The organism is Alphaproteobacteria bacterium (genome assembly GCA_030739735.1).
Classification (GTDB): Bacteria; Pseudomonadota; Alphaproteobacteria; order UBA7887; family UBA7887; genus UBA7887.
In genome coordinates, this window is record JASLYQ010000007.1 from 1 (window position 1) to 20,418 (window position 20,418).

Sequence of the window (20,418 nt, forward strand, 5' to 3'; positions counted from 1 at the left end):
CAAGCGCTCGGCGCGCCTCTGCGGGCGTGTCTCCTTTGAGCGCCGAGTGCGGGCGGATGGTGTTGTAGTCGTGGCGCGCTGAACTTTCCCAAGACCGCCCATTTTACGTCGCCACGGGCCAGTTAAGCCGGCAAAGAGAGGAAGGCGGAGACGGGCGTACGGAATGGTAGGTATCGAGCCTCCGCATCAACGTTTTGCCCAAGTTCGGTAAAGGTGGCATCGAGCCCCCGCAACCAATAATTAAGCCGCTAATCCAATGGGTTAGTGGCTTTTTTCTTTTTGACGCTAATGCCGACTCCCAGAAAAGTGCGCGCGGGTTCAAAGGTTGACCCGTATCGGCATGGATTAAGCCCCATCTAGGAAATTCCGGTTTCTAATCTGATCCCTAGGTTTGAGGGTCGTTCTTAGAGCCGGGGTTATTGGACATGCCGGGAATGTCTTCTATCAAGTCGATAAACATGGGGTCGTCCGGGCCGGGTAGGGAGTTGCCGCCCTTGGCTATGTCATCTGGTGTGATGCCCGGTATGTAGCCACTTGTTTTAAAGGGGTTGGGCGCGAGAGGCGGCGGCATTGCCACAGAGGTGCCAAGCATATTGGGCACAGAGGCGGCGGCATTGCGGCTAATTTTTCCGATCGATGTCGAGAGTGTACGTGAAATTTTAGGCATCATCGAATCTGGATTTATAACGCGTACCGCTCCGGGGGCTATCGGGGCCGCGGCAATACGTGCGTTCTGGGCCGCGGCTGGCTGCACGGTACCGAAGGCGAGGCTGAGGGCAGCGGCAATGGCGAAACTGCTCGTGGTGGTAATACGCACGGTACTCTCCTATCTGTCTTCTGGCACCGCCCTGTGCGGGGCCGTGTTGTCTTGAACAATCAGAAGCTATGCTGGAAGGCGTGATGGAGAAGTGACGCCTGTCACAAAGTAATCTTACTAGGGCGCTGAGCGCCGATTTTTCCGAGAGCCGTGGCCGCGGCCGCGATAGCGGCACCGCGAGGCAGTTAGGGCAGTAAAGAGAGGAAGGCGGAGGCGGGCGCACGAAATGGTAGGTATCGAGCCGCCGCATCAACGTTTTGGCCAAGTTCGGTATAGGTCGCATCGAATCTCCTCGACCAACCTTTTCACGATAAAGCAATGAGTTAGCCGCCCTTTGGGGCGGCTTTTTTTGTGTCCGGTTGCAAAACGGTTGCACGCGTTTTTTTGGCGCTGTCCGTGTCAGTTCGGTGTTCTCAATCGCACGTGTCCTTTCATCCTTTACTTTCAGAAATCTGAGTTATTTTCATTCCAAGGCGTCAGCGTCTTGTAGAAAATAGCCTGCTTAATGTTGGTGCCTTTTAAGTTAGTTGTGGAGATGTATACCTCACTCAAGTCAGTTCCACTCAAGTCTACCCCACACAAGGTAACCTCATTCAAGTTGGCCTTATACAACTTGGTGCCAATAAAGTCGGCACCAATAAAGTCGGCATATGGCTTGTTCGCTAAGCGTTTTTGTTCTGTTAATTGTTTGGTTCGTCGCAGCTTCAGGGCGACGGTCAGAGGGTGTTGGTGAGGTGGTGAAGAAACGACCACGTATTTCAACTATCTTTTGGTTTTTCGCCAGAGCGTGTTACGCTGCTGTGATGAACGTGCGATTTACGCTAACGCTCACGGCGCTCGCCGCGTTGGTGCTGGCCGCCTGCAACGGCCAGAGATTGCCGGCCAGCACGGCGCCAATGACCGCCCAAGGGGACACCGGCGCCGCCTTTCAGCCGGTTACCGATGTGCCGATCCCAGACGGTGCGCGACTCGACAGCGAGCGCAGCCTGGTGCTCGGCGGGCAGGACAATTGGACCGGGCGGCTGGTGTTCAATGTCGGCGAATCCCCCTCCGAAGCGTTCGCCCTCTACCATCAGGAAATGCGGCGTTTTGGCTGGCGCCTAATCACCAGTGCGCAGTCTGAATCAAGCGTGCTGGCATTCTCTCAAGGAGAGCGCATTGCCACCATCCGGATCGAAGGCCGCAACCTTTCTGGCACCACCGTCACCATTATAATGTCGCCCCGCCATGCGGGCGGCGATAACTAGGTACAGGTGACGCCGCTCGGAGAACGAGGCGGGTGGTTTGAGCCGGGAGGCAGAGATGGAAAGTATTTTTATTTCTCCAACGGGCGTAAGAATCTTATCGCCCGCGACGCCGTGGTGCCATGGCCATGTGCCGGTGAACTTTCCCAAGCGCGGCCATTCTATGTCGCTACGAGCCACTTAGGCCGGCAAAGAGAGAAACGCGGAGACGGGCGTACGGAATGGTAGGTGTCGAACCCCTTCAGCAAATTGTATCAATGACTTAACCGCTCTTTGGGGCGGCTTTTTCGTGTCTGCTTACAGAATGCTTGCACGCGTTTTTGGAAAGTGCAGGCAAAAGGGCATCGAACCTGACGGTTAGGGGTTGATGTTAACTCCATGTTTGATGCAGGCCTAATCACCCTGGCCGACGATTATTCAGCGATCGTTAGCGATCGCGTCTTGGATATGTCCAGGGGTTACGGGCGGTTGTAGGGAAAACGCTAAGGCTCCCGGGGGGAACGAACGTCATATCCGTCGAAGGCTGCGATCGCCTATCACCGCGAAGACATATTCGTCGCTTAAATAGTTGACCGATTTCGGTTCGTGTCAGTTCGGTTTTCTCAATCACACGTGCCCTTTCGTCCCTTACTTTCAGCAACCTGAGTTATCTTCACCCCAAGGCGTCAGCGTCTTGCAGAAAATAGCGTGCTCAATGTTGGTATCATGCAAGTTAGTGGTGGAGAGGTCTACCTCACTCAAGTCTACCTCACTCAAGTCGGCCTCACTCAAGTTGGCACTACTCAAGTTGGCAAAACGCAAGTCGGCAAAACTCAAGTTGGCCTTACTCAAGTTGGCAAAACGCAAGTTGGCATTCTCCAAGTCGGCACCAATCAAGTCGGCGGAACTCAAGTTGGCACCAATCAAGTCGGCACCAATCAAGTAGGCAGAACTTAAGTTGGCATTCTCCAAGTCGGCACCAACCAACTTGGCAGAACCCAAGTCGGCATCACGCAAGTGGGCCTCTTTCAAGTCGGCACTCCTCAAGTCGGCAAAACGCAAGTTAGCACCAATTAAGTTGGCACCACTCAAGTTGGCACTCCACAAGTCTGCATAACTCAAGTTGGCACCACTCAAGTTGGTACCACCCAACTTGGCACTCCTCAAGTTGGCACTACTCAAGTTGGCATTCTCCAAGTCGGCACCACTCAACTTGGCCAAAAACAAGTCGGCGCCACTCAAGTCGGCACCACCCAAGTCGGCACTACTCAAGTTGGCATTCTCCAAGTCGGCCTCACGTAAGTTAGCCTCACTCAAGTTGGCCTTCTCCAAGTTGGCAAAACTCAAGTAGGCAGAACTCAAGTTGGCCTTCTCCAAGTTGGCACTCCACAAGTAGGCAGAACTCAAGTTGGCCTTCTCCAAGTCGGCACCACCCAACTTGGCCAAAAACAAGTTGGCATTCTCCAAGTCGGCTTCACGCAAGTCAGCTTCACTCAAGTTGGCCTTCTCCAAGTCGGCACCACCCAACTTGGCCAAAAACAAGTTGGCATTCTCCAAGTTGGCAAAACTCAAGTAGGCAGAACTCAAGTTGGCATTCTCCAAGTCGGCACCACCCAACTTGGCCAAAAACAAGTCGGCACCACCCAAGTCGGCACTACTCAAGTGGGCCTCACTCAAGTCGGCACTACTCAAGTTGGCCCCACTCAAGTTGGCCCCACTCAAATCACACTCTGCACAGCCATTGAGCGCTTGAAGTTTCAGGAGGTCAGTTTCATCAAATGCGGTGGCAGCTCCGCTGCCACAGAGGGCCATCGCCGAAACCAAGAGAGCAGTCAGTTTTTGGAAGTTCCACATTATTTACTGCCTCCCCCCTATTCTTCGTCATATCACGCGTTTAGCAGATCTACCACTTACCCTTGGATCAAGGAGCGTGATCCATGGTGCAGCACTACAACACGGTCAGGCTATCGCGCTCGACTACGACAATGTGCGCGCCAGAATCGACGACGGCTATCTCGGCTGACCCGGTGATTCGCACCCAGGTGCACGCTAAAACATCAAGCTCTAGTCCTGTTCGTGATAGACTCGCGTAAGGGCGATCCTGCTGCGACGGAGGCTGCGCAGAAATGCGTTCAGGGCATCAAGGATGGGGCGGCATGGATTGTTCCGAGCGCGCCGCCTATAATCTTCAATATCAGCCGGTTCGGCTTCGGAATCGATGAATGGGCCAAACAACCTTAGGAATGGGCAAGGAATTTTCGTGACATGGTTGGTACTGTGAGATTTTCCATCCGGGATGGACTGCGTGGTGTGGCGGGGCTTTGGCTCGCTATGGTGGTGGTCGCTTCGGCTGAGGCCGATCAGGCCAGGACCCTCCAGTGGGAGGATTTGCTGCCGGAGGCCCTGTACGATGTGGAAGTCAGGGCTGTGGCCCTGCAGGAAAAGATGAACCAGCTCACACCCCAAGCGGTGGAAGCGTACCGGCGTGTGGCCGACGAGCGTCTGGTGCGTGACAAACTGGCTTCTGGCCTGATCACGGAAGAGGAGTTGAGCGACTGGGACCGCCAATTGCTCGCTGACAAGCCAGGTGAGGTGAATCCGGACGCGGTGGCGTTCTGGGACGAGGTAGATAGCACGCGCGATGCGATGGAGGGGCTCGACGGCGTGGTCGATGACCGGAACAACGGCCATCTCGTGCGTATTCCGGGATATGCCTTACCACTCGAGTTCGATGGTACCGCGGTCAGTGAGTTTTTGCTCGTGCCCTATGTCGGGGCCTGTATTCACTCGCCGCCACCGCCGCCCAATCAAATCGTGTTCATCAAGGTATCGGAGCCGTTCTCCAGCAAAGGGTTGTTCACACCGGTGTGGGTCGAAGGAGTTCTGAATACAACTCTTGACTCGCACGAACTCTCCCTAGTAGATGGTAGAGCACCTATCGATGTCGGATACAGGATAGAGGGAGCGGTGGTGGCCCCGTACGAAGAAGAGTTTTGAGTAGAGTTCCATGGGACTGACGGCAGAACGTGATAACCCTCGTCTAGAATCGGAATCGTATGGCGAGGGTGAAAAAGCCCTCCCGATCGTTGCGGTTCAGGACCTGAGCTTTCGTTGGAGTGTCCGGGCGCCCTATGTTCTGGGCATTGGCGAGCTCTCGATCCAACGCGGTGAGCGCATTTTTATTGAAGGCCCGAGCGGCAGCGGCAAAACCACGCTCTTAAATCTGCTCGCAGGCGTGGTGACGCCTGATTCCGGCCATATCGTTATTCTTGGCACGGATATCGCCAGCTTGAGTGGCCCCGAGCGCGACGCCTTTCGGAGCGCCCATATAGGCTTGGTCTTTCAGATGTTCAATCTGATTCCCTACCTGTCAGCGATTGAGAACGTGTTGCTGCCGTGCCGTTTTTCACATGCGCGTCGCGCTGCGCTGGCGGAAGCAGGCACCACGCCGCAGGAAGAGGCGCATCGCCTGTTTTCTCATTTACAGCTCGATTCCGAGCACCTCTTGCGCGGCTCCGTCACGCGCCTCAGTGCCGGCCAGCAGCAACGGGTTGCAGTGGCCCGTGCCTTGATCGGCAAGCCTGAACTCATGATATGTGATGAGCCGACCTCTGCGCTCGATGCCGACGCGGCGCGCGCCTTTCTCCAGCTGATTTCTGCCGAGGCGGCCGCCTCTGGGGCGACATTGGTGTTTGTCTCCCATGACCGGAGCCTTGCCGGTATGTTCGATCGCACGGTCGAACTGCCCAAGATCAACCAACCTGCCGGAGCATTGGGGTCATGACCGCGCCGCTGTTTGGTCTGGCACGGCGAAGCCTGTTCAACCGGCGGGTTACGGCCGGCCTGACCGTGCTCACCATTGGCCTCAGCGTCGCCCTGCTGCTGGGTGTCGAGACGGTCCGTTCCGGGGCACGGCTGAGCTTCACCAACACGATCTCGAGCACGGATCTAATCGTGGGCGCCCGTACGGGACCGACTCAACTGTTGCTCTACTCCGTGTTCCGCATTGGCAATGCGACCAATGGCATATCCTATGAAAGCTACGAGGAGGTCGCGAGCTGGCCCAACGTGGCTTGGGCCGTGCCGCTCTCCCTTGGCGATTCCCATCGCGGTTTCCGCGTCCTCGGAACCACAGATGAATATTTTTCATACTATCGATATGGAAGAAAACAACCCCTGGCTTTTGCCGAAGGCGCGCCTTTCGCCGACGCGCATGACGCCGTGATTGGCGCCGATGTGGCGGACGCGCTAGGTTATAGCATCGGCAGCTCACTCGTGGTCGCGCACGGGCTTGATTCCCTGGGCCAAACCGATCATGACGACGAGCCATTTCATGTCACCGGCGTGCTGGCCCGCACAGGCACCCCGATTGACCGCACCGTCCATGTCAGCCTGCAGGCGATCGAGCAGATTCATGACGGCTGGGAGGACGGCATGCCGCCTCGGCCGGGGCACGATATCGAGAGGGAACACGAGCACGACATGGAAGCCGAGCCGCTGGCGATCACGGCTATCCTTCTCGGCGTAACGTCGAAGCTTGCGACGCTCGATATCCAGCGCAAGGTGAATACATACGAAGTCGAGCCCCTGCTCGCGATCCTGCCGGGCGCCACGCTGCAGGAACTATGGGACAGTATCGGCACACTGGAATCCGCCCTGCTGGCAATTTCGGTCATGGTCGTCGGCACGGGCCTGCTAGGCATGATGACGGTCAGCCTTGCCGCCTTGAACGAGCGTCGGCGCGAGATGGCGATCCTGCGATCGGTTGGCGCGCGCCCGGCCCATATATTCGGCCTGCTTGTGCTCGAATCCGGCATACTGGCGCTGGCCGGAGCACTGGCTGGCCTGGCTATGCTTTACGCTCTCTTGGGAGTCCTTCAGCCTTTCATCCAGGCAAGCTTCGGCTTGCATCTAACCATTGATGCGCCTTCGCTCTGGCAGTGGACCGTGCTTGGCCTAGTCGTTCTGGCAGGTTGCCTCGCCGGTATCATTCCAGCGACCCGCGCCTATCGCAACACTTTGGCCGACGGCCTGATCGTTCAGACCTAAAAGGTCACGGGCTCTGCGGCTCGCATGAATCCGCTTCGGGCTTGACGACGGCGATAGCCGGGGTGCGCTGAAGCTCGTCGACATCACCTCGACCTCGGAGTGGCAGGTCGGCACCGTAAGCCCCTACTTCGGCAGCCACGAGCTCAGCTATCTGCCATTTCCCGGAGAGATGATTACCGAGCGGACCAACCTCGCCTTCATTTACGTCTCTATGGACAGCAAAAAAACTGTCGATCTCCGCGAATTTCTGAAGTCGCGGCTGGCGGAAGGTTAGCCGGAGGCCGCCTTGACTTAGAAAATATTTGGCCGCAACGTGGACACATATGCGGTGGTGTGCCGGCCGCCGACAAACGGCAGCGTGCCGCACGCCCAGGCCCTGAATGTCAAGAAATCAGCTTCATTCAAGGCGAGCGCGGATGAGGTCTGGCACGTTATCAACGAATTCGGTAGTTTGCAAAAATGGCATCCGTGGTTCGCGGACTCCACATTGTACACTGAGAATGGTGCTCTGCATCGCTTGGTCGTGGCCAGTGACGGCGCCTGGGTCGTCGAGAGCTTGGAGGCTTATTCGTGGGCCGGCAAGTCGTACACCTACAGCATCGTCGACGGCGTATTCCCGATCGCGAACTACACCGCGACCATCGCGGTGAGTGAGTCCGGCACTGGCTCGACCATAACCTGGTCGTCGTCCTTTGACGCTGCGGGCATGGCGGACGAGGAAGTTGTGAAGCTCGTCATCGACGCCTATCAGACCGGCTTCAAGGGCATCGCCACAATCACCGGCGAATAGCGCCAGGAACCACAGGTGACTAGCCTGATTCAGGTGGTCCAGCCTTTATGAGAGAGTTAGACCGGCAAAGAGAGGACGGCGGGGACGGGCGTACGGAATGCTAGGTATCGATCCCCCCAACGTTTTGCCCAAGCTCTGTAAAGGTCGCATAGAGCCCCCGCAACTACCCCAATATTGCGCTAGCGATTTAGTGCTGTGGCTATAAATTACGAATCTGGTTCAGACAGAAAGTAGTTTGCTACAAAAGCAAGACCAGACGACTTGGTTTAGAATCATCGGCTCCACCCCCAGGTTCGAACTTGAATCTGGTCACCGCTAGATGCCCGTGATGCTGTGTGTCAGTTTGTCGAGGCGGCACCACGTCGGCAGTTGTTCGCAGGCATCATTGCGCTGATTAACGGACTGTGTGGGTCGCCCTTTGAGGACGCTTCCGCATGGCTCGGCAGTGTCGGCCTCAAGCCGTCCAACTATGGCATTCTCGATGGCAGAACATTGACCAAATACATTGAGGTGGGCCATATTCAAGAGCCATTAGCCGAATGGATCGGTCCGGATCCAATCGATTGTTTCGCGCAACAAGGTTGGGATACCACGCACCTTTACGCCTAGGCTATCGCGCCGGGTGAAATCGAACCCAGTGGAAGTGACCGGTTTCTCGGTCAGCGGCGCGGGCATCTTCATGTCGGGGAGAATTATTTGAATCTCGGCATAAATATCTTGCCAATGCCAACTGTCATACACGCCGAAATAGCGCCCTGATGCACCTGGATTTTCGTAGGCCGCCATAAACAGCGCCGCCAGATCATGCAAGTGGATCATTGAGGTCGAAGTGTTGGGCACTGTCTCATGACGGCCCTCCCGCCCTTCGATCAGAGCCTTAAGCCAGACATGAGGATTGCCATTCATCTGCGCTGGCAAAATCACGGGCCCGAACATGCCGGTCGGCAAGAGAATCGATAGTCGAATATTGTTCTCTTCCGCAAATTTGATTGCAGCCTTCTCCATCACGGTTTTGGTGGCTGAGGTATACTTCTTGGATCGACATTGCACCTTTTCATCGGACCAATGGTCGACCTCGTTCTTAACCGGGATCGGGGGCAAGGGATTGGTGCTGCTGGTGCTGCTGCAGATCACCACGTTTTTGATGCCTTGGCGCGCACCGGCGCGCATAATATTCATACAGCCATTGACCGTAGGCATGATGATTTCGGCACAACCCTGTTCGTCATCCATTTCCCGCGCCGGTATGCCCGAGGGACCGGCATATGTCGGAATAAGACAGGCTATGAACACACAGTCGACGCCATCGAGTGCGTCATCAAAATCCCCAATATTGGCCATGTCGGCACTCGCTAAGGTCAAACGCTTTGATGCGCCGGGCAGCGCCATTAAATAGGGCGCCTTGCTTGGCGCGTCCTTGTCGCGCATGGTACCGCGAATCCGATAGCCTCGATCGAGCGCGGCTTTGACGATATTTGAGCCCACTAGGCCACTGGCCCCTACGACACAGAGGGTTGATTCTGATGGAGTCATCACCGACAGCCTGTTGAATCGTTAAAATGAATCGTGACCAGCCCCTAACGACCGGGCCAGTTTGATTGTTAGTTCATGACCAGCCTCTGGTCCATCGGGACGATAGTTACCTTATCCAGGGTCGAATTCGGTAGCTGCCTGATTTTCTCCTGCCTTCTTGGCCAATCAGGCCGGCAAAGAGAGGAATGCCGAGACCGGCGTACGGAATGGTAGGTATCGAGTCACCAGCCCTACATGGAAGATCTATAAACAGTCCCGTCTTGCTTTCGAGAGTTAGCCCTATCTTAACCGAAGGAGATGTGTGGTTTGAGTGCCTTATGCTACCATCAGTGAGTACCGGGAAAGACTAATCAGGGGAATGCCGTCATGGTCGGCGTGGAATATCTGAAGCCTACCCTCAACATCACCGCCGAGCGTTTGACCTGCCGGGCATCATCGAATCTGGATTTACTACAGAGGTGCCAGGCGTATTGGCCACAGAGGTGGCGGTATTGCGGCTGATTTCTCCGATTGGCGTCGAAAGTCCACGCGAGATTGTAGGCATCCTCGGCACGGCCGTGACAATGGGAATCCTCATTCTAGTAACGCTTATCGCCCCGGCCGGGTTGGGCATAGTAATCGAGCGCGGGCTGAAAGTCTTCTGGGCTGCGGCTGTCTGCACGGCACCGAAGGTCAGACTGAGGGCAGCGGCAATGGCAAAACTGCTCGTGGTGGTGATACGCATGGTATTCTCCTCTCTACGTCCTGGCACCGCCCCGTGCGCTGCCGTGTTGTCTTGAACAACCAGAAGCTATGCTGGAAAGCGTGATGGAGAAGTGACGCCTGTCACAAAGCAGTTTTATTAGGGTTCTGAGACGCTAATTTTCCCGAGAGCCATGGCCACGGTCGCGATAGCGGTGCCGGACCGTGGTGCCAGGGCCGTGGGACGGTGAACTTTCCCAAGACCGACCATTCTATGTCGCGACGAGCGAGTTGGGGCGGTAAAGAGAGGAAGGCGAGGGCGTCCCGGAGAACGCCGCCGGGGCGGTCAAGTAGTATACCAAGGCCGCCTCGAATGTCGCCGTCAACCCGGCCAATACCGCTCGCCTCCAGTCAATTGGCGCGCCACCTCAAATAATGCAGGCTGAATCGTTTGGCATGTACCTTGGGGTAGAGTTATCATTCTCTCATGCGATTGTTGGGTGCATACTTGTTCTTCAGTGTTGCGCTTCTTGTTGATCCGCTAGTCCACGCGTTCGCGACGGTCTTGAAGAGCGAGAACGTTGCACCAATGCCGACGATCAACTGACGCGCTTACCTCCGTTTGGTGTTTCCCACTGGCAGGGTGCACCTGAATGAGACCAAATAGAGAGGAATATATGACTAGCCAATTGTTTTCAGCCTTGAAGATAAAAGATGTCGAACTGGTAAACCGAATTGTCATTGCACCCATGTGCCAATATAGCGCCAAGAAAGGCGTGCCCAACGATTGGCACCTGATGCACTTGGGCCAGTTTTCCGTATCCGGAGCTGGGTTAGTAATTGCCGAGGCAACGGCGGTTGAGGCCATCGGCCGTATATCCCCAGGCTGCCCGATCCTCGAAACCGATGAGCAGGAAGAGGCCTTCGCTCGCATCGTGAAGTTTTTTGATGATTTTGGTGTTGCCCAAGCGGGTATCCAGCTTGCTCACGCCGGGCGCAAGGCTTCGACCGATATGCCGTGGAACGGTGGCAAGCCGTTGAGCCCAGATCAAGGCGGCTGGAATACAGTTGGCCCGTCTGCCGAGCCGTTTGAAGACGGTTGGCATACGCCGGCAAAAATGACTCGCGAGGACATGGACCGCATTCGCGATTGTTTCGTCGCATCTGCCAAACGTGCCGACCGGATCGGTTTTAAGGTAGTCGAACTGCATGGTGCGCACGGCTATTTGATGAGCCAGTTCCTTTCGCCAATCGCCAATCACCGCACAGACGAGTACGGTGGCAGCCTCGAAAACCGCATGCGCTATCCTCTTGAGATATTTAATGCAGTCCGCGCCGTGTGGCCGGAAGGCAAGGTCTTGGGAGTGCGCTTGTCCGCTACCGATTACGACGAGCCGGGCATCACCATAGAAGAGTCCGTCGAGGTCTCGAAGGCGCTGAAGGAGCTTGGATGTGATTTCATTGATTGTTCGTCCGGCGGCAACTTGGCGACCCGTCCGCCGGTAGGAACTACCGGACCGGGTTACCAGGTGCCCTTCGCCGAAGCCATCAAGAAGGGCAGCGGTATCATGACCATGGCGGTCGGCATGATCCGTGACCCCCATTTGGCTGAGGATGTGGTGGCATCGGGTAAGGCCGATCTGGTGGCGTTGGCGCGCGGCATGCTCTACGACCCACACTGGCCAATGCATGCGGCTGACGTACTTGGTGTCGAGGCGTCCTATCCGCCACAATACATGCGTTCGCGCCCAAGCCTGTGGCCAAAAGCATTTCCTGAGTTTCAGCAAGCAGCGGCTGACTAATCCAGACTATTGGGAGGTCGGCTCGGTAAGGTCATCAATGGGGTTCATGGTATCAACCGGGTAATTTACAGAGCATGAACTCTATTTTTTAGCAACGAAACTTGTTGTTATACAAAACAAAGTGCATGTACCAAATATAGGAAAACACAAATCATGAAGAAACTCACAGTAATCTTTATAATAACATGTTTGGTCACGGTGGTTTGTGGAGTAAATATAACTGTGGCGGACGAGGCCAAGCCAGAATGGCAATTCATGCAGACGGCAGAGAAGGCAGAAGTCACTTCCGAAACAACTTTGGTGATGCTGTCAGGCCGCGACATCTTTGCCTTCACCGACCGTCCTTATCGTAAGCACGCATACATCACGACTGAAACGTTTGCTTCACTGTGGGGCGAAGGTGGGACGTTTAGGGAAAACCCACCTAATGCAGTGCTGACATGGGTCTCAGGAGAGAATATGAAGGAAAGCGAGATTATAATAAATGGTGGGGAGTGGCATGGCGACGGTAGAGTGACGTATTCTTATACTTTAGAGGCCGGGGACGTGCCGGAGCTCAGCATCACCACGCCATCTCTTTTTATTGATGGGTATGAGTGCCTGTGCACGTTTTTATACATAGTATGCTTACGTGGAATCACAGGGATTAACATGTGTTCGTGATTCAATGAAAGCGCAACAGGGCCTATCGGCAACCCCGTCACGAGCTTCGATCATCGACCGGATCCTGGGCTGAGATTGCAAGCCTCAGCGGTTAACCATTCGTTGCCAGAGTGTTGCCAAACGCTCGATCCAGAAAGGATCAAGGAGTTATGATCTCTCGCAACCCCTTGATTTATCTGGTGGAGCCAGGCGGAATCGAACCGCCGACCTCTTGAATGCCATTCAAGCGCTCTCCCAACTGAGCTATGGCCCCGTATGTTTGGTGGGCGTTCGGGCGCCTCTACAGCCGCCAAACTAGAACATTTGCCGCGCCTTTGGAACTAGTTTGATGGTGTGCCGGATCAGTTCTTTCGGTCCTTATCGCCGACCAACACGTTGGCGTCGTCCTTGTCGTCCTTGGTGGTCAGGGGGGCGTCATCCACGTCGTTCTCGGTGTCGTTCTCAGCGTCGTCATCCACCACTTTCTTCGGTTTCTTCGAGGGCGCGGGTTCGGCGGGTTTTGGCGCTGCGCGCGTCGGCTTTGGCTTGATTACGGCCTCGACCACGGTCTCACACTTCGGACATGTGGGTGGCAAATTTCCCATGTCATAAAACTTGGCGCCACAGCTTGTGCAGAGATGCTTGTTACCCAAGTCTTTCGTAGCCATCGTGCTATCCTTTCTCAACGCGTCTCACCACAGCGTGGTCGGAGGTCGCCTTTGCCATGATCGCCAACCGCCTGTCAAAGCAAAATTGCCCCGGCGCCAGCTCTCGCATATGCGCGCCATCCATGCTAGGGCTCGCGCAAAGAAGCAATTCAATCGAGCGACAGTAGAAACAGCGTGCAACCCTTGCAATCAACAGCAACCGGCACACTTGGGGGCGACATTGTCGCGCCCGGCGATAAATCTATTTCCCACCGCGCGCTCCTGCTTAGCGCCCTGACAGTGGGGCAAACCGAGATCGACGGCCTGCTCACGGCCGAGGATACGCTAGCTACGGCGGCGGCGATCTCTGCGCTGGGTGCGCCGGCCAGTTACGATGAGGCTGGACGTTGGCACGTCACCGGTGTCGGTGTCGGCGGCCTCAGTGCGCCCGAAGGGGTGCTTGATCTTGGCAATAGTGGTACCGGCGCGCGCCTCCTGCTCGGCGTCTTGGTTGGGCATCCGCTGAGCGCGGTGTTGACGGGCGACGACTCCTTACGCTCGCGCCCCATGGCTCGCGTTACGGAGCCGCTCTCGCGCATGGGCGCGCATTTCGTCTGCGCTGACGGAGGGCGGCTGCCCATCACCGTGACCGGTACGGCTGATCCGCTGGCGCTGGACTATCGCTTGCCCGTGCCCTCAGCGCAGGTCAAATCCGCGTTGTTGTTGGCGGGTCTTTCGGCCGCAGGCCAGACAACCATCATCGAATCCAAGCCAACGCGCGACCACTCAGAGCGCATGCTGCGCTTGTTCGGTGCCAACGTGAGCAGCGATACCGAGGCGGATGGTGGCAAGCGAATTACGCTGGAGGGCCAGCCCGAGCTTGTCTCGCCTGGATCGTTGACGGTGCCGGGGGATCCCTCGTCGGCTGCCTTTCCCCTGGTCGCGGCATTGCTGGTGCCGGGCTCGCGCGTGACCGTTGGCGGTGTCTGCATCAACGCGTTGCGCACCGGCCTATACGAAAGTCTGAGCGAGATGGGGGCCACATTGGAGTTCGCCGAGACAGGCGAAGCCTGCGGCGATAGCGTAGCGGACCTCCACGCCAGTGCTAGCGCGCTTCGCGGTGTGACGGTCCCCGCCGAGCGAGCTCCACGCATGATCGACGAGTACCCCATCCTGGCTATCGCCGCCGCCTGCGCTAGTGGCACTAGCCGCTTTGAGGGTCTGGGTGAACTCAGGGTCAAGGAAAGCGACCGGCTGGCGGCGATCACCGACGGCCTGGCCGCCAACGGTGTCACGGTTGAAGGTGATGCGGATAGCCTGACCATAATGGGCGCCGGCGGCCCGCCACCTGGTGGCGGTACGGTCGTAACCCATGGCGATCACCGCATTGCCATGGCCTTCCTAATCTTGGGCCTGGTCACACGGCGGCCGGTGACCATCGACGACGGCAGCATGATCGCCACCAGCTTTCCCGGCTTTGCCGAACTGATGGGCGGTCTAGGCGCCTGCATCACCCAGCCATGATTATCGCCATTGACGGCCCGGCGGCGTCCGGTAAAGGCTCGCTCGCGCGGCGTTTGGCCGAGCGTTTCGATCTCGCCCATCTCGATACCGGTGGGCTCTATCGCGCCACGGCCTTGAGAGTGCTCGATGCTGGCGCCGATCCCGCTGACCCCGCCACAGCCGAAGCCGCCGCCAAAGCCTTGGACGTGACGGGCCTCGACAGTCCGCGTTTGCGCGATTCTGATGTTAGTGAAGCAGCGTCCCTCGTGGCCGGGGTGCCAGGTGTGCGCGCGGCCCTTCTCGCCTTTCAGAGGGATTTTGCACATAGCCCGCCGTGTGGTGCTGCCGGTGCTGTGCTTGATGGCCGCGATATTGGCAGCGTGGTGTTACCGGAGGCGGATGTGAAGTTCTTCCTCACCGCCAGCGCTGAGGCCCGCGCGGACCGGCGCCATAAGGAGTTGCGGCAGCGGGGCACGGAGAGTATAAGAGCCGCCGTTCTGCGGGAGCTCGCGGAACGGGATTTGCGAGACGAATCGCGTGATACGGCTCCGATGGTGCAGACGCCCGACGCGCTGCTGTTGGATACGACGAATTTGGATGCCGATGCCGCTTTTGCGGCAGCGGTGAAACTTGTTTTGGCGCGGCAGCAGCGAGCTGTACCGGAACACCGAGCCGAGTAAGAGAACCGGCCGGCTAACCGAACTTGAGGCGCAACATTATGAGCGATGTCGGCAGCACTGAGGGTGATGTCCCGGCGACGGGCGAGAATTTTGCGGCACTTCTGCAGGGCTATTACGACAATGCCGAAAAAATCGAGGGCACTGTGGTCACAGGGACCGTGATTGCTATCGATAACGAGATGGCGGTCATCGATGTCGGTCTCAAGGCCGAGGGCCGGGTGGCCCTGAAGGAATTCTCCTCGCCCACCGACGATGCTCAGATCAAGGTTGGCGACACGGTGGAGGTCTTTCTCGACCGCATGGAAAACCGCCGTGGCGAGGCCGTATTGAGCCGCGAGCGCGCCCGCCGCGAGGAAGCCTGGGTGGTGCTCGAAAAGGCTTTCAATAACAACGAGCGCACCGATGGCGTGATCTTCGGCCGTGTCAAGGGCGGCTTTATGGTTGATCTCGCTGGCGCTGTTGCCTTCCTGCCGGGCAGTCAGGTCGACGTGCGTCCGGTGCGCGATATCACGCCGCTGCTGAATACCAAGCAGCCCTTCCAAATTCTCAAGATGGATCGCCGCCGCGGCAATATTGTGGTCTCTCGCCGTGCTGTGATGGAGGAGACCCGGGCCGAGGCCCGCGCCGAGCTCGTCGCCAGCCTCAGCGAAGGCCAGGTGCTCGAAGGCGTGGTCAAGAACATCACCGATTACGGCGCCTTCGTCGATCTTGGTGAGGTAGACGGTCTGCTGCATGTTACCGACATCGCCTGGCGGCGCATCAACCACCCGAGCGAGGTTCTCAGCATCGGCCAGACCCTCAAGGTGCAGGTCATTCGCTTCAACGTCGAGACCCAGCGTATCAGCCTCGGTATGAAGCAGCTCGAGGCAGACCCCTGGGAGGGTGTCGACCTCAAATACCCGTTGGGCACCAAGTTCAAGGGCCGCGTCACCAATATTACAGACTATGGCGCGTTCGTGGAGCTGGAGCCGGGCGTTGAGGGCTTAGTGCATGTCTCCGAGATGAGTTGGACCAAAAAGAACGTGCACCCCGGTAAAATCATCTCGACCAGTCAGGAAGTCGAGGTGATGGTGCTGGACGTGGATCCTAACAAGCGCCGCATCAGCCTTGGCCTGAAGCAGTGCGTGGGCAATCCCTGGGAGGCCTTGGCCGACCTGCATCCGACCGACTCTCTGGTTGAGGGCGAGATCAAGAACATCACCGAGTTCGGTCTGTTCGTCGGTCTGCCGGGCGAAATAGACGGCTTGGTTCACCTTTCCGATCTTGACTGGAGCCTGTCCGGCGAGGAAGTGCTCAATAACTACAAGAAGGGCGATACGATCAAAGCCAAGGTTCTTGATATCAATGTCGAAAAGGAGCGTATCAGCCTTGGTATCAAGCAACTCGAAGCGGATCCGTTTGCTTCGGCAATGGCCGAGCTGAAGAGGGGCTCCGTGGTCACTGGCGTGATCTCGGCCGTGCTCGATGCGGGCCTCGAAGTGACCGTGAACGACGGCGCCGTCGGCTTCATTCGCAAGGCGGACCTGGCGCGCGATCGGGGCGACCAGCGCCCCGAGCGATTCGCGGTTGGCGACAAGATCGACACCAGAATCACCCAGATGGACAGCGCCAACCGGCGCCTCACCTTGTCGGTGAAGGCTCTGGAGATCGCCGAGGAGAAGGCGCAGATGGCCGAATATGGTTCGTCGGACAGCGGCGCCAGCCTGGGTGACATCCTCGGTGCCGCGATCAAGGCCAAGGCCGAAGCCGTGGATGGCGAGGCCGACGAGGTCGACGAGGCTGATGAGGCTGATGAGGCTCCCAAGGTGGCGGCTGAAGCGGAAGCGGAAGCGGAAGCGGAGACCCCTGCCGAGGCTGCGGCAGAGGAGACTGTCGATGATGGCGCTGAGAAGGAAGCCGGCGCCTAAGTCGCCGCAGCTCTCGCTCGCGCCTGCCGCGAGGCACTCAGGATGGCGTTCGATAGCGATGTGCTGATAGACCGACGGCGCCTCAAGCGCCGGTTGGCTACGTGGCGCCTGTTGGCGCTAATCTCTCTGCTTGCCGTTGTCGCGGTGGCCTTCTTGCGCGTGCCGAGTCTGCCTGGCAGCCAACATATCGCCGTGTTGTGGGTCGAGGATATCATTTTTACCGATCCCTACCGCGACGCCGCCATCGAGGCGCTGGTCGACGACCCCTCAGTCGCCGCCGTGATGGTCCATATTGACAGTCCCGGCGGCACCACGTTTGGCTCCGAGGCCCTGTATCGCGGCTTGCTGAAAGTCGGGGAGGTCAAGCCGGTGGTTGCGGTGATGAACCAGCTGGCGGCCTCGGGCGGTTACATGACCGCATTGGCCGCTGACTACATTGTGGCCCGAGAGTCGACCATCACGGGCTCGATCGGTGTGGTCCTCGAAGCGACTAACTTCGTCGGACTGATGGAGAAGCTGGGTATTGAGAACGATACCATCACCAGCGGGCCGTTGAAGGCACAACCCAACCCGTTGAGCCGGCTCAGTCCGGAGGCCCGTGCGGCCACGCGTCAGGTCGTTGATGATATCCACGTCATGTTCGTCAGCATGGTTGTCGAGCGCCGTGGCATGAGCGAATCCGAGGCGCAACGCCTCGCAGACGGGCGCATCTACACCGGGGCGATGGCTAAGGAGAACGGGCTCATCGACGCCATCGGCGGCGAGGAAGTGGCCATTGCCTGGCTGGAAGTGGCGCGCGATGTTGAGCCCGAGCTGCCGCTGCTCGACGTGCAAATCGACTATCCGGAAGAATTGCTCGATAAACTTCTTTCGGAATCGATTGGAAAATCCCAGTTACTTGAAAGACTTAGACTTGACGGGCTGGTCTCGCTTTGGCAACCTCGCGGTATCGAATAGAAATTTTTGGGGGACTCTAGCCGCCTGTCGCAGCACCTGTTTGTCGAGACCTGGGGTTGAAGCGATGGACGCGCATCTGATGAGTGGGCACGTGTCATGACCAAATCCGAATTGATTCAGGCTATGACCCAGGACAATCCGCACCTCTATCATCGCGATGTAGAGCGCATTGTCTCGACCGTGTTTGGTGAGATTTCAGACGCTCTGGCGCGCGGTGATCGTGTCGAGTTGAGAGGCTTCGGTGCCTTTTCAGTTAAGGCGCGAGCCGCCCGTGTGGGCCGCAATCCGCGTACCGGCGCGGCGGTGGCGGTACCCGAGAAATTTGCGCCGTTCTTCAAGTCTGGCAAGGAGTTGCGTCAGCGGGTTAACGAGGCGTGAGCGCTCGGGCCTGGACGTGAAGCTGCTGTGGCGTGCGGCGGCGCTGATTTTCGCGGCCATTGCGGTAGCCTTCGCCGTCGCCAATCGCCAGTCCGTCACTATCTCCCTGTCGCCGATCCCCGCTAGTGTCGAATTGCCGCTTTACCTTCTCGTGCTGGGCGTACTGGCGCTCGGTGCAGCGTTCGGCGGTCTCAGCAACTGGCTTGCGACCGGTGGTAGACGCCGAGCAGCGCGCGCCAGCCAACGCCAAGCTGCGGCCTTGGAGCGCGAGGTTGTGGAATTGCGTGAGGGCCGCGCACTTGCCAAGCCGCGGCGCGACGCGTTGTGATGTCTTGATATTGCCGCCACGGGATCGGATGTGTTACGCCCGCCGGGGTTCGAGGAACACTGTCATGGAGGATAGCCCATGACCGCAGCCGACCGCGCCGGGCAGATCATTTGTGCCGTCGATACCAGCGACGCCGACGAAGCCAGCATGCTGGCTGGTGCACTCGCCGGTCGTGTCGGCGCGCTCAAGCTGGGTCTAGAGTTCTTTTCCGCCAATGGTCCGGACGGCGTGCGCCAGGTCGCCGCGGGTAGCTTGCCGATCTTCCTTGACCTCAAGCTCTACGATATTCCCAATACGGTCGCCCGCGCGCTTCACGCTGCAGCACCGTGTGATCCCATGATGATCACGCTTCATGCCAGTGGCGGCGCGGCGATGATGCGGGCGGCCGCAGCCGCGGCCATGCGGATCGCCGATGGTGCGGACGGGCGGTGTCCGTTGCTGCTGGCCGTGACCGTGCTGACGAGTTTTAATGAAGACGACATCGCTACCGTTGGTATGCACGGACCCATTGCCGACCAGGTCAGGCGGCTCGCCGAATTGGCCCAGGATTGCGGCATGGACGGTGTTGTGGCCTCGGCTCACGAGATCACCACGATCCGTCAGCTCTGTGGTGACGAGTTCAAGGTAGTGGTACCCGGCATCCGTCCGGCCTGGTCGACTGCGGATGACCAAAAGCGCATCGTCACGCCGGCGGACTCGGTGCGCAACGGCGCCGACTATCTGGTCATCGGCCGACCCATTACGAGTTCGGACGATCCGGCTGCTGCCGCTGAGCGTATTGCCGACGAGATGGCGACGATATCCGGTTGACCGATGATCAGCGTAGTCAGCGCAAAGATTTGCGGCCTGAGCGACGAGGCGTCTTTGGCGGCAGCGCTCGCCGGTGGCGCGCGGCGTGTCGGGTTTATCTTCTTTCCTCGCTCACCTCGGTATCTCGAAGTGGAGCGAGCGGCGGCCTTGGCGGCGCGCGTGCCAGAGGGCGTCGACCGGGTCGGTGTTATGGTCGATCCTGGCGACGATCAGCTAGCGCGCCTGCTGGCCAAGGTGCCCCTTGAAATGGTCCAGCTGCATGGCAGCGAGAGCCCCAGTCGCGTCGCCGATGTGAAGCAGCGCTACGCCTGGCAGGTGATCAAGGCCATCCCCTTGGCTACCGCTGCCGACCTCGCTGCCGCCGAAGCCTATGAGCGTGTAGCCGATTGGCTGTTGTTCGATGCCAAGGCACCGCCCGGTGCGGCCCTGCCAGGCGGGCGCGGCGTAGCTTTCGACTGGCGGCTGTTGAGTGATCGCCGGTGGCGGCTGCCGTGGCTGCTCTCGGGTGGGCTCGATGTCGATAACGTCGCCCACGCGGTGGCTCTCACCGGCACCGAGCATGTCGATGTCTGCTCCGGTGTCGAGGTGCGGCCAGGGCAAAAGGACGCGGTTAAGATAGGCGCCTTTCTGGCCGCGGTGGCGGCCCTGACGCGAACCAAAGAGTGAGCGTA

21 protein-coding genes and 1 tRNA gene are annotated in these 20,418 nt (G+C 58.2%); 16 read left to right on the top strand and 6 right to left on the bottom strand.

Features of this window, described 5'->3' with window-relative positions; all coding sequences use genetic code 11:
* Positions 1 to 385 precede the first annotated feature (385 nt).
* Together QF629_05095 and QF629_05100 are read right to left on the bottom strand one after the other, a co-directional pair.
* Positions 386 to 817, bottom strand: coding sequence for a hypothetical protein (locus tag QF629_05095; GenBank protein ID MDP6012907.1), 432 nt, complete (start codon positions 815 to 817; stop codon positions 386 to 388).
* Between the two features lie 444 nt (positions 818 to 1,261).
* On the bottom strand, positions 1,262 to 1,570 hold the full coding sequence (locus QF629_05100) for a pentapeptide repeat-containing protein (GenBank protein MDP6012908.1): 309 nt from the start codon (positions 1,568 to 1,570) through the stop codon (positions 1,262 to 1,264).
* Positions 1,571 to 1,620: 50 nt separating this feature from the next.
* On the opposite strand from QF629_05100, the gene QF629_05105 reads away from it, so the two are divergent.
* Positions 1,621 to 2,064 (top strand): hypothetical protein, encoded by a 444-nt coding sequence (locus tag QF629_05105; GenBank protein MDP6012909.1) that lies wholly within the window; start codon positions 1,621 to 1,623, stop codon positions 2,062 to 2,064.
* A 630-nt stretch (positions 2,065 to 2,694) separates the two neighbouring features.
* On the opposite strand, the gene QF629_05110 is transcribed toward QF629_05105, so the two are convergent.
* Positions 2,695 to 3,762 (bottom strand): pentapeptide repeat-containing protein, encoded by a 1,068-nt coding sequence (locus tag QF629_05110; protein MDP6012910.1) that lies wholly within the window; start codon positions 3,760 to 3,762, stop codon positions 2,695 to 2,697.
* A gap of 543 nt (positions 3,763 to 4,305) precedes the next feature.
* Between QF629_05110 and QF629_05115 the strand changes: the two genes are divergently transcribed.
* The 4 genes from QF629_05115 (at position 4,306) to QF629_05130 (ending at position 7,879) form a co-directional block, all read left to right on the top strand.
* Positions 4,306 to 5,037, top strand: a complete 732-nt coding sequence (locus tag QF629_05115; protein ID MDP6012911.1) for a DUF3299 domain-containing protein — start codon at positions 4,306 to 4,308, stop codon at positions 5,035 to 5,037.
* Positions 5,038 to 5,047: 10 nt separating this feature from the next.
* Positions 5,048 to 5,824, top strand: coding sequence for an ABC transporter ATP-binding protein (locus tag QF629_05120; protein MDP6012912.1), 777 nt, complete (start codon positions 5,048 to 5,050; stop codon positions 5,822 to 5,824).
* A complete protein-coding gene (locus tag QF629_05125) occupies positions 5,821 to 7,089 on the top strand; it encodes an ABC transporter permease (protein ID MDP6012913.1) in 1,269 nt (422 codons plus the stop codon). Before QF629_05120 ends, QF629_05125 begins: the two co-directional genes overlap by 4 nt.
* Before the next feature lie 313 nt (positions 7,090 to 7,402).
* Positions 7,403 to 7,879: an SRPBCC family protein gene (locus QF629_05130; GenBank protein MDP6012914.1), complete on the top strand. Its 477-nt coding sequence runs from the start codon at positions 7,403 to 7,405 to the stop codon at positions 7,877 to 7,879.
* A 531-nt stretch (positions 7,880 to 8,410) separates the two neighbouring features.
* Here QF629_05130 and QF629_05135 read toward each other — a convergent pair.
* Complete coding sequence (locus QF629_05135; GenBank protein ID MDP6012915.1) at positions 8,411 to 9,412, bottom strand: NAD-dependent epimerase/dehydratase family protein; 1,002 nt, start codon at positions 9,410 to 9,412, stop codon at positions 8,411 to 8,413.
* Between the two features lie 491 nt (positions 9,413 to 9,903).
* Between QF629_05135 and QF629_05140 the strand changes: the two genes are divergently transcribed.
* The 3 genes from QF629_05140 (at position 9,904) to QF629_05150 (ending at position 12,558) form a co-directional block, all read left to right on the top strand.
* Positions 9,904 to 10,191, top strand: coding sequence for a hypothetical protein (locus QF629_05140; protein ID MDP6012916.1), 288 nt, complete (start codon positions 9,904 to 9,906; stop codon positions 10,189 to 10,191).
* 579 nt (positions 10,192 to 10,770) lie between these two features.
* Positions 10,771 to 11,895, top strand: coding sequence for an NADH:flavin oxidoreductase/NADH oxidase (locus tag QF629_05145; GenBank protein MDP6012917.1), 1,125 nt, complete (start codon positions 10,771 to 10,773; stop codon positions 11,893 to 11,895).
* A gap of 153 nt (positions 11,896 to 12,048) precedes the next feature.
* Positions 12,049 to 12,558, top strand: a complete 510-nt coding sequence (locus QF629_05150) for a hypothetical protein (protein MDP6012918.1) — start codon at positions 12,049 to 12,051, stop codon at positions 12,556 to 12,558.
* 177 nt (positions 12,559 to 12,735) lie between these two features.
* Here QF629_05150 and QF629_05155 read toward each other — a convergent pair.
* Both QF629_05155 and QF629_05160 read right to left on the bottom strand, forming a co-directional pair.
* Positions 12,736 to 12,811: transfer RNA gene (locus QF629_05155), tRNA-Ala, on the bottom strand.
* Between the two features lie 88 nt (positions 12,812 to 12,899).
* Entirely contained in the window at positions 12,900 to 13,205 is a 306-nt protein-coding gene (locus QF629_05160) for an FYDLN acid domain-containing protein (GenBank protein ID MDP6012919.1), read from the bottom strand.
* 174 nt (positions 13,206 to 13,379) lie between these two features.
* On the opposite strand from QF629_05160, the gene aroA reads away from it, so the two are divergent.
* The 8 genes from aroA to QF629_05200 all read left to right on the top strand — a co-directional run bounded on the left by aroA (position 13,380) and on the right by QF629_05200 (position 20,413).
* Positions 13,380 to 14,708: a 3-phosphoshikimate 1-carboxyvinyltransferase gene (gene aroA / locus QF629_05165; protein ID MDP6012920.1), complete on the top strand. Its 1,329-nt coding sequence runs from the start codon at positions 13,380 to 13,382 to the stop codon at positions 14,706 to 14,708.
* Positions 14,705 to 15,367, top strand: coding sequence for a (d)CMP kinase (gene cmk, locus QF629_05170; protein MDP6012921.1), 663 nt, complete (start codon positions 14,705 to 14,707; stop codon positions 15,365 to 15,367). The genes aroA and cmk overlap by 4 nt, the downstream gene beginning before the upstream one ends.
* Before the next feature lie 38 nt (positions 15,368 to 15,405).
* Positions 15,406 to 17,274: a 30S ribosomal protein S1 gene (rpsA, locus tag QF629_05175; GenBank protein ID MDP6012922.1), complete on the top strand. Its 1,869-nt coding sequence runs from the start codon at positions 15,406 to 15,408 to the stop codon at positions 17,272 to 17,274.
* A gap of 42 nt (positions 17,275 to 17,316) precedes the next feature.
* On the top strand, positions 17,317 to 18,231 hold the full coding sequence (sppA, locus tag QF629_05180; GenBank protein MDP6012923.1) for a signal peptide peptidase SppA: 915 nt from the start codon (positions 17,317 to 17,319) through the stop codon (positions 18,229 to 18,231).
* 96 nt (positions 18,232 to 18,327) lie between these two features.
* Positions 18,328 to 18,609, top strand: coding sequence for an integration host factor subunit beta (gene ihfB / locus QF629_05185; protein ID MDP6012924.1), 282 nt, complete (start codon positions 18,328 to 18,330; stop codon positions 18,607 to 18,609).
* Between the two features lie 16 nt (positions 18,610 to 18,625).
* Positions 18,626 to 18,937 (top strand): lipopolysaccharide assembly protein LapA domain-containing protein, encoded by a 312-nt coding sequence (locus QF629_05190; protein MDP6012925.1) that lies wholly within the window; start codon positions 18,626 to 18,628, stop codon positions 18,935 to 18,937.
* A gap of 78 nt (positions 18,938 to 19,015) precedes the next feature.
* Positions 19,016 to 19,747, top strand: coding sequence for an orotidine-5'-phosphate decarboxylase (gene pyrF, locus QF629_05195; GenBank protein MDP6012926.1), 732 nt, complete (start codon positions 19,016 to 19,018; stop codon positions 19,745 to 19,747).
* Positions 19,748 to 19,750: 3 nt separating this feature from the next.
* Entirely contained in the window at positions 19,751 to 20,413 is a 663-nt protein-coding gene (locus tag QF629_05200) for a phosphoribosylanthranilate isomerase (protein ID MDP6012927.1), read from the top strand.
* Positions 20,414 to 20,418: the final 5 nt, after the last annotated feature.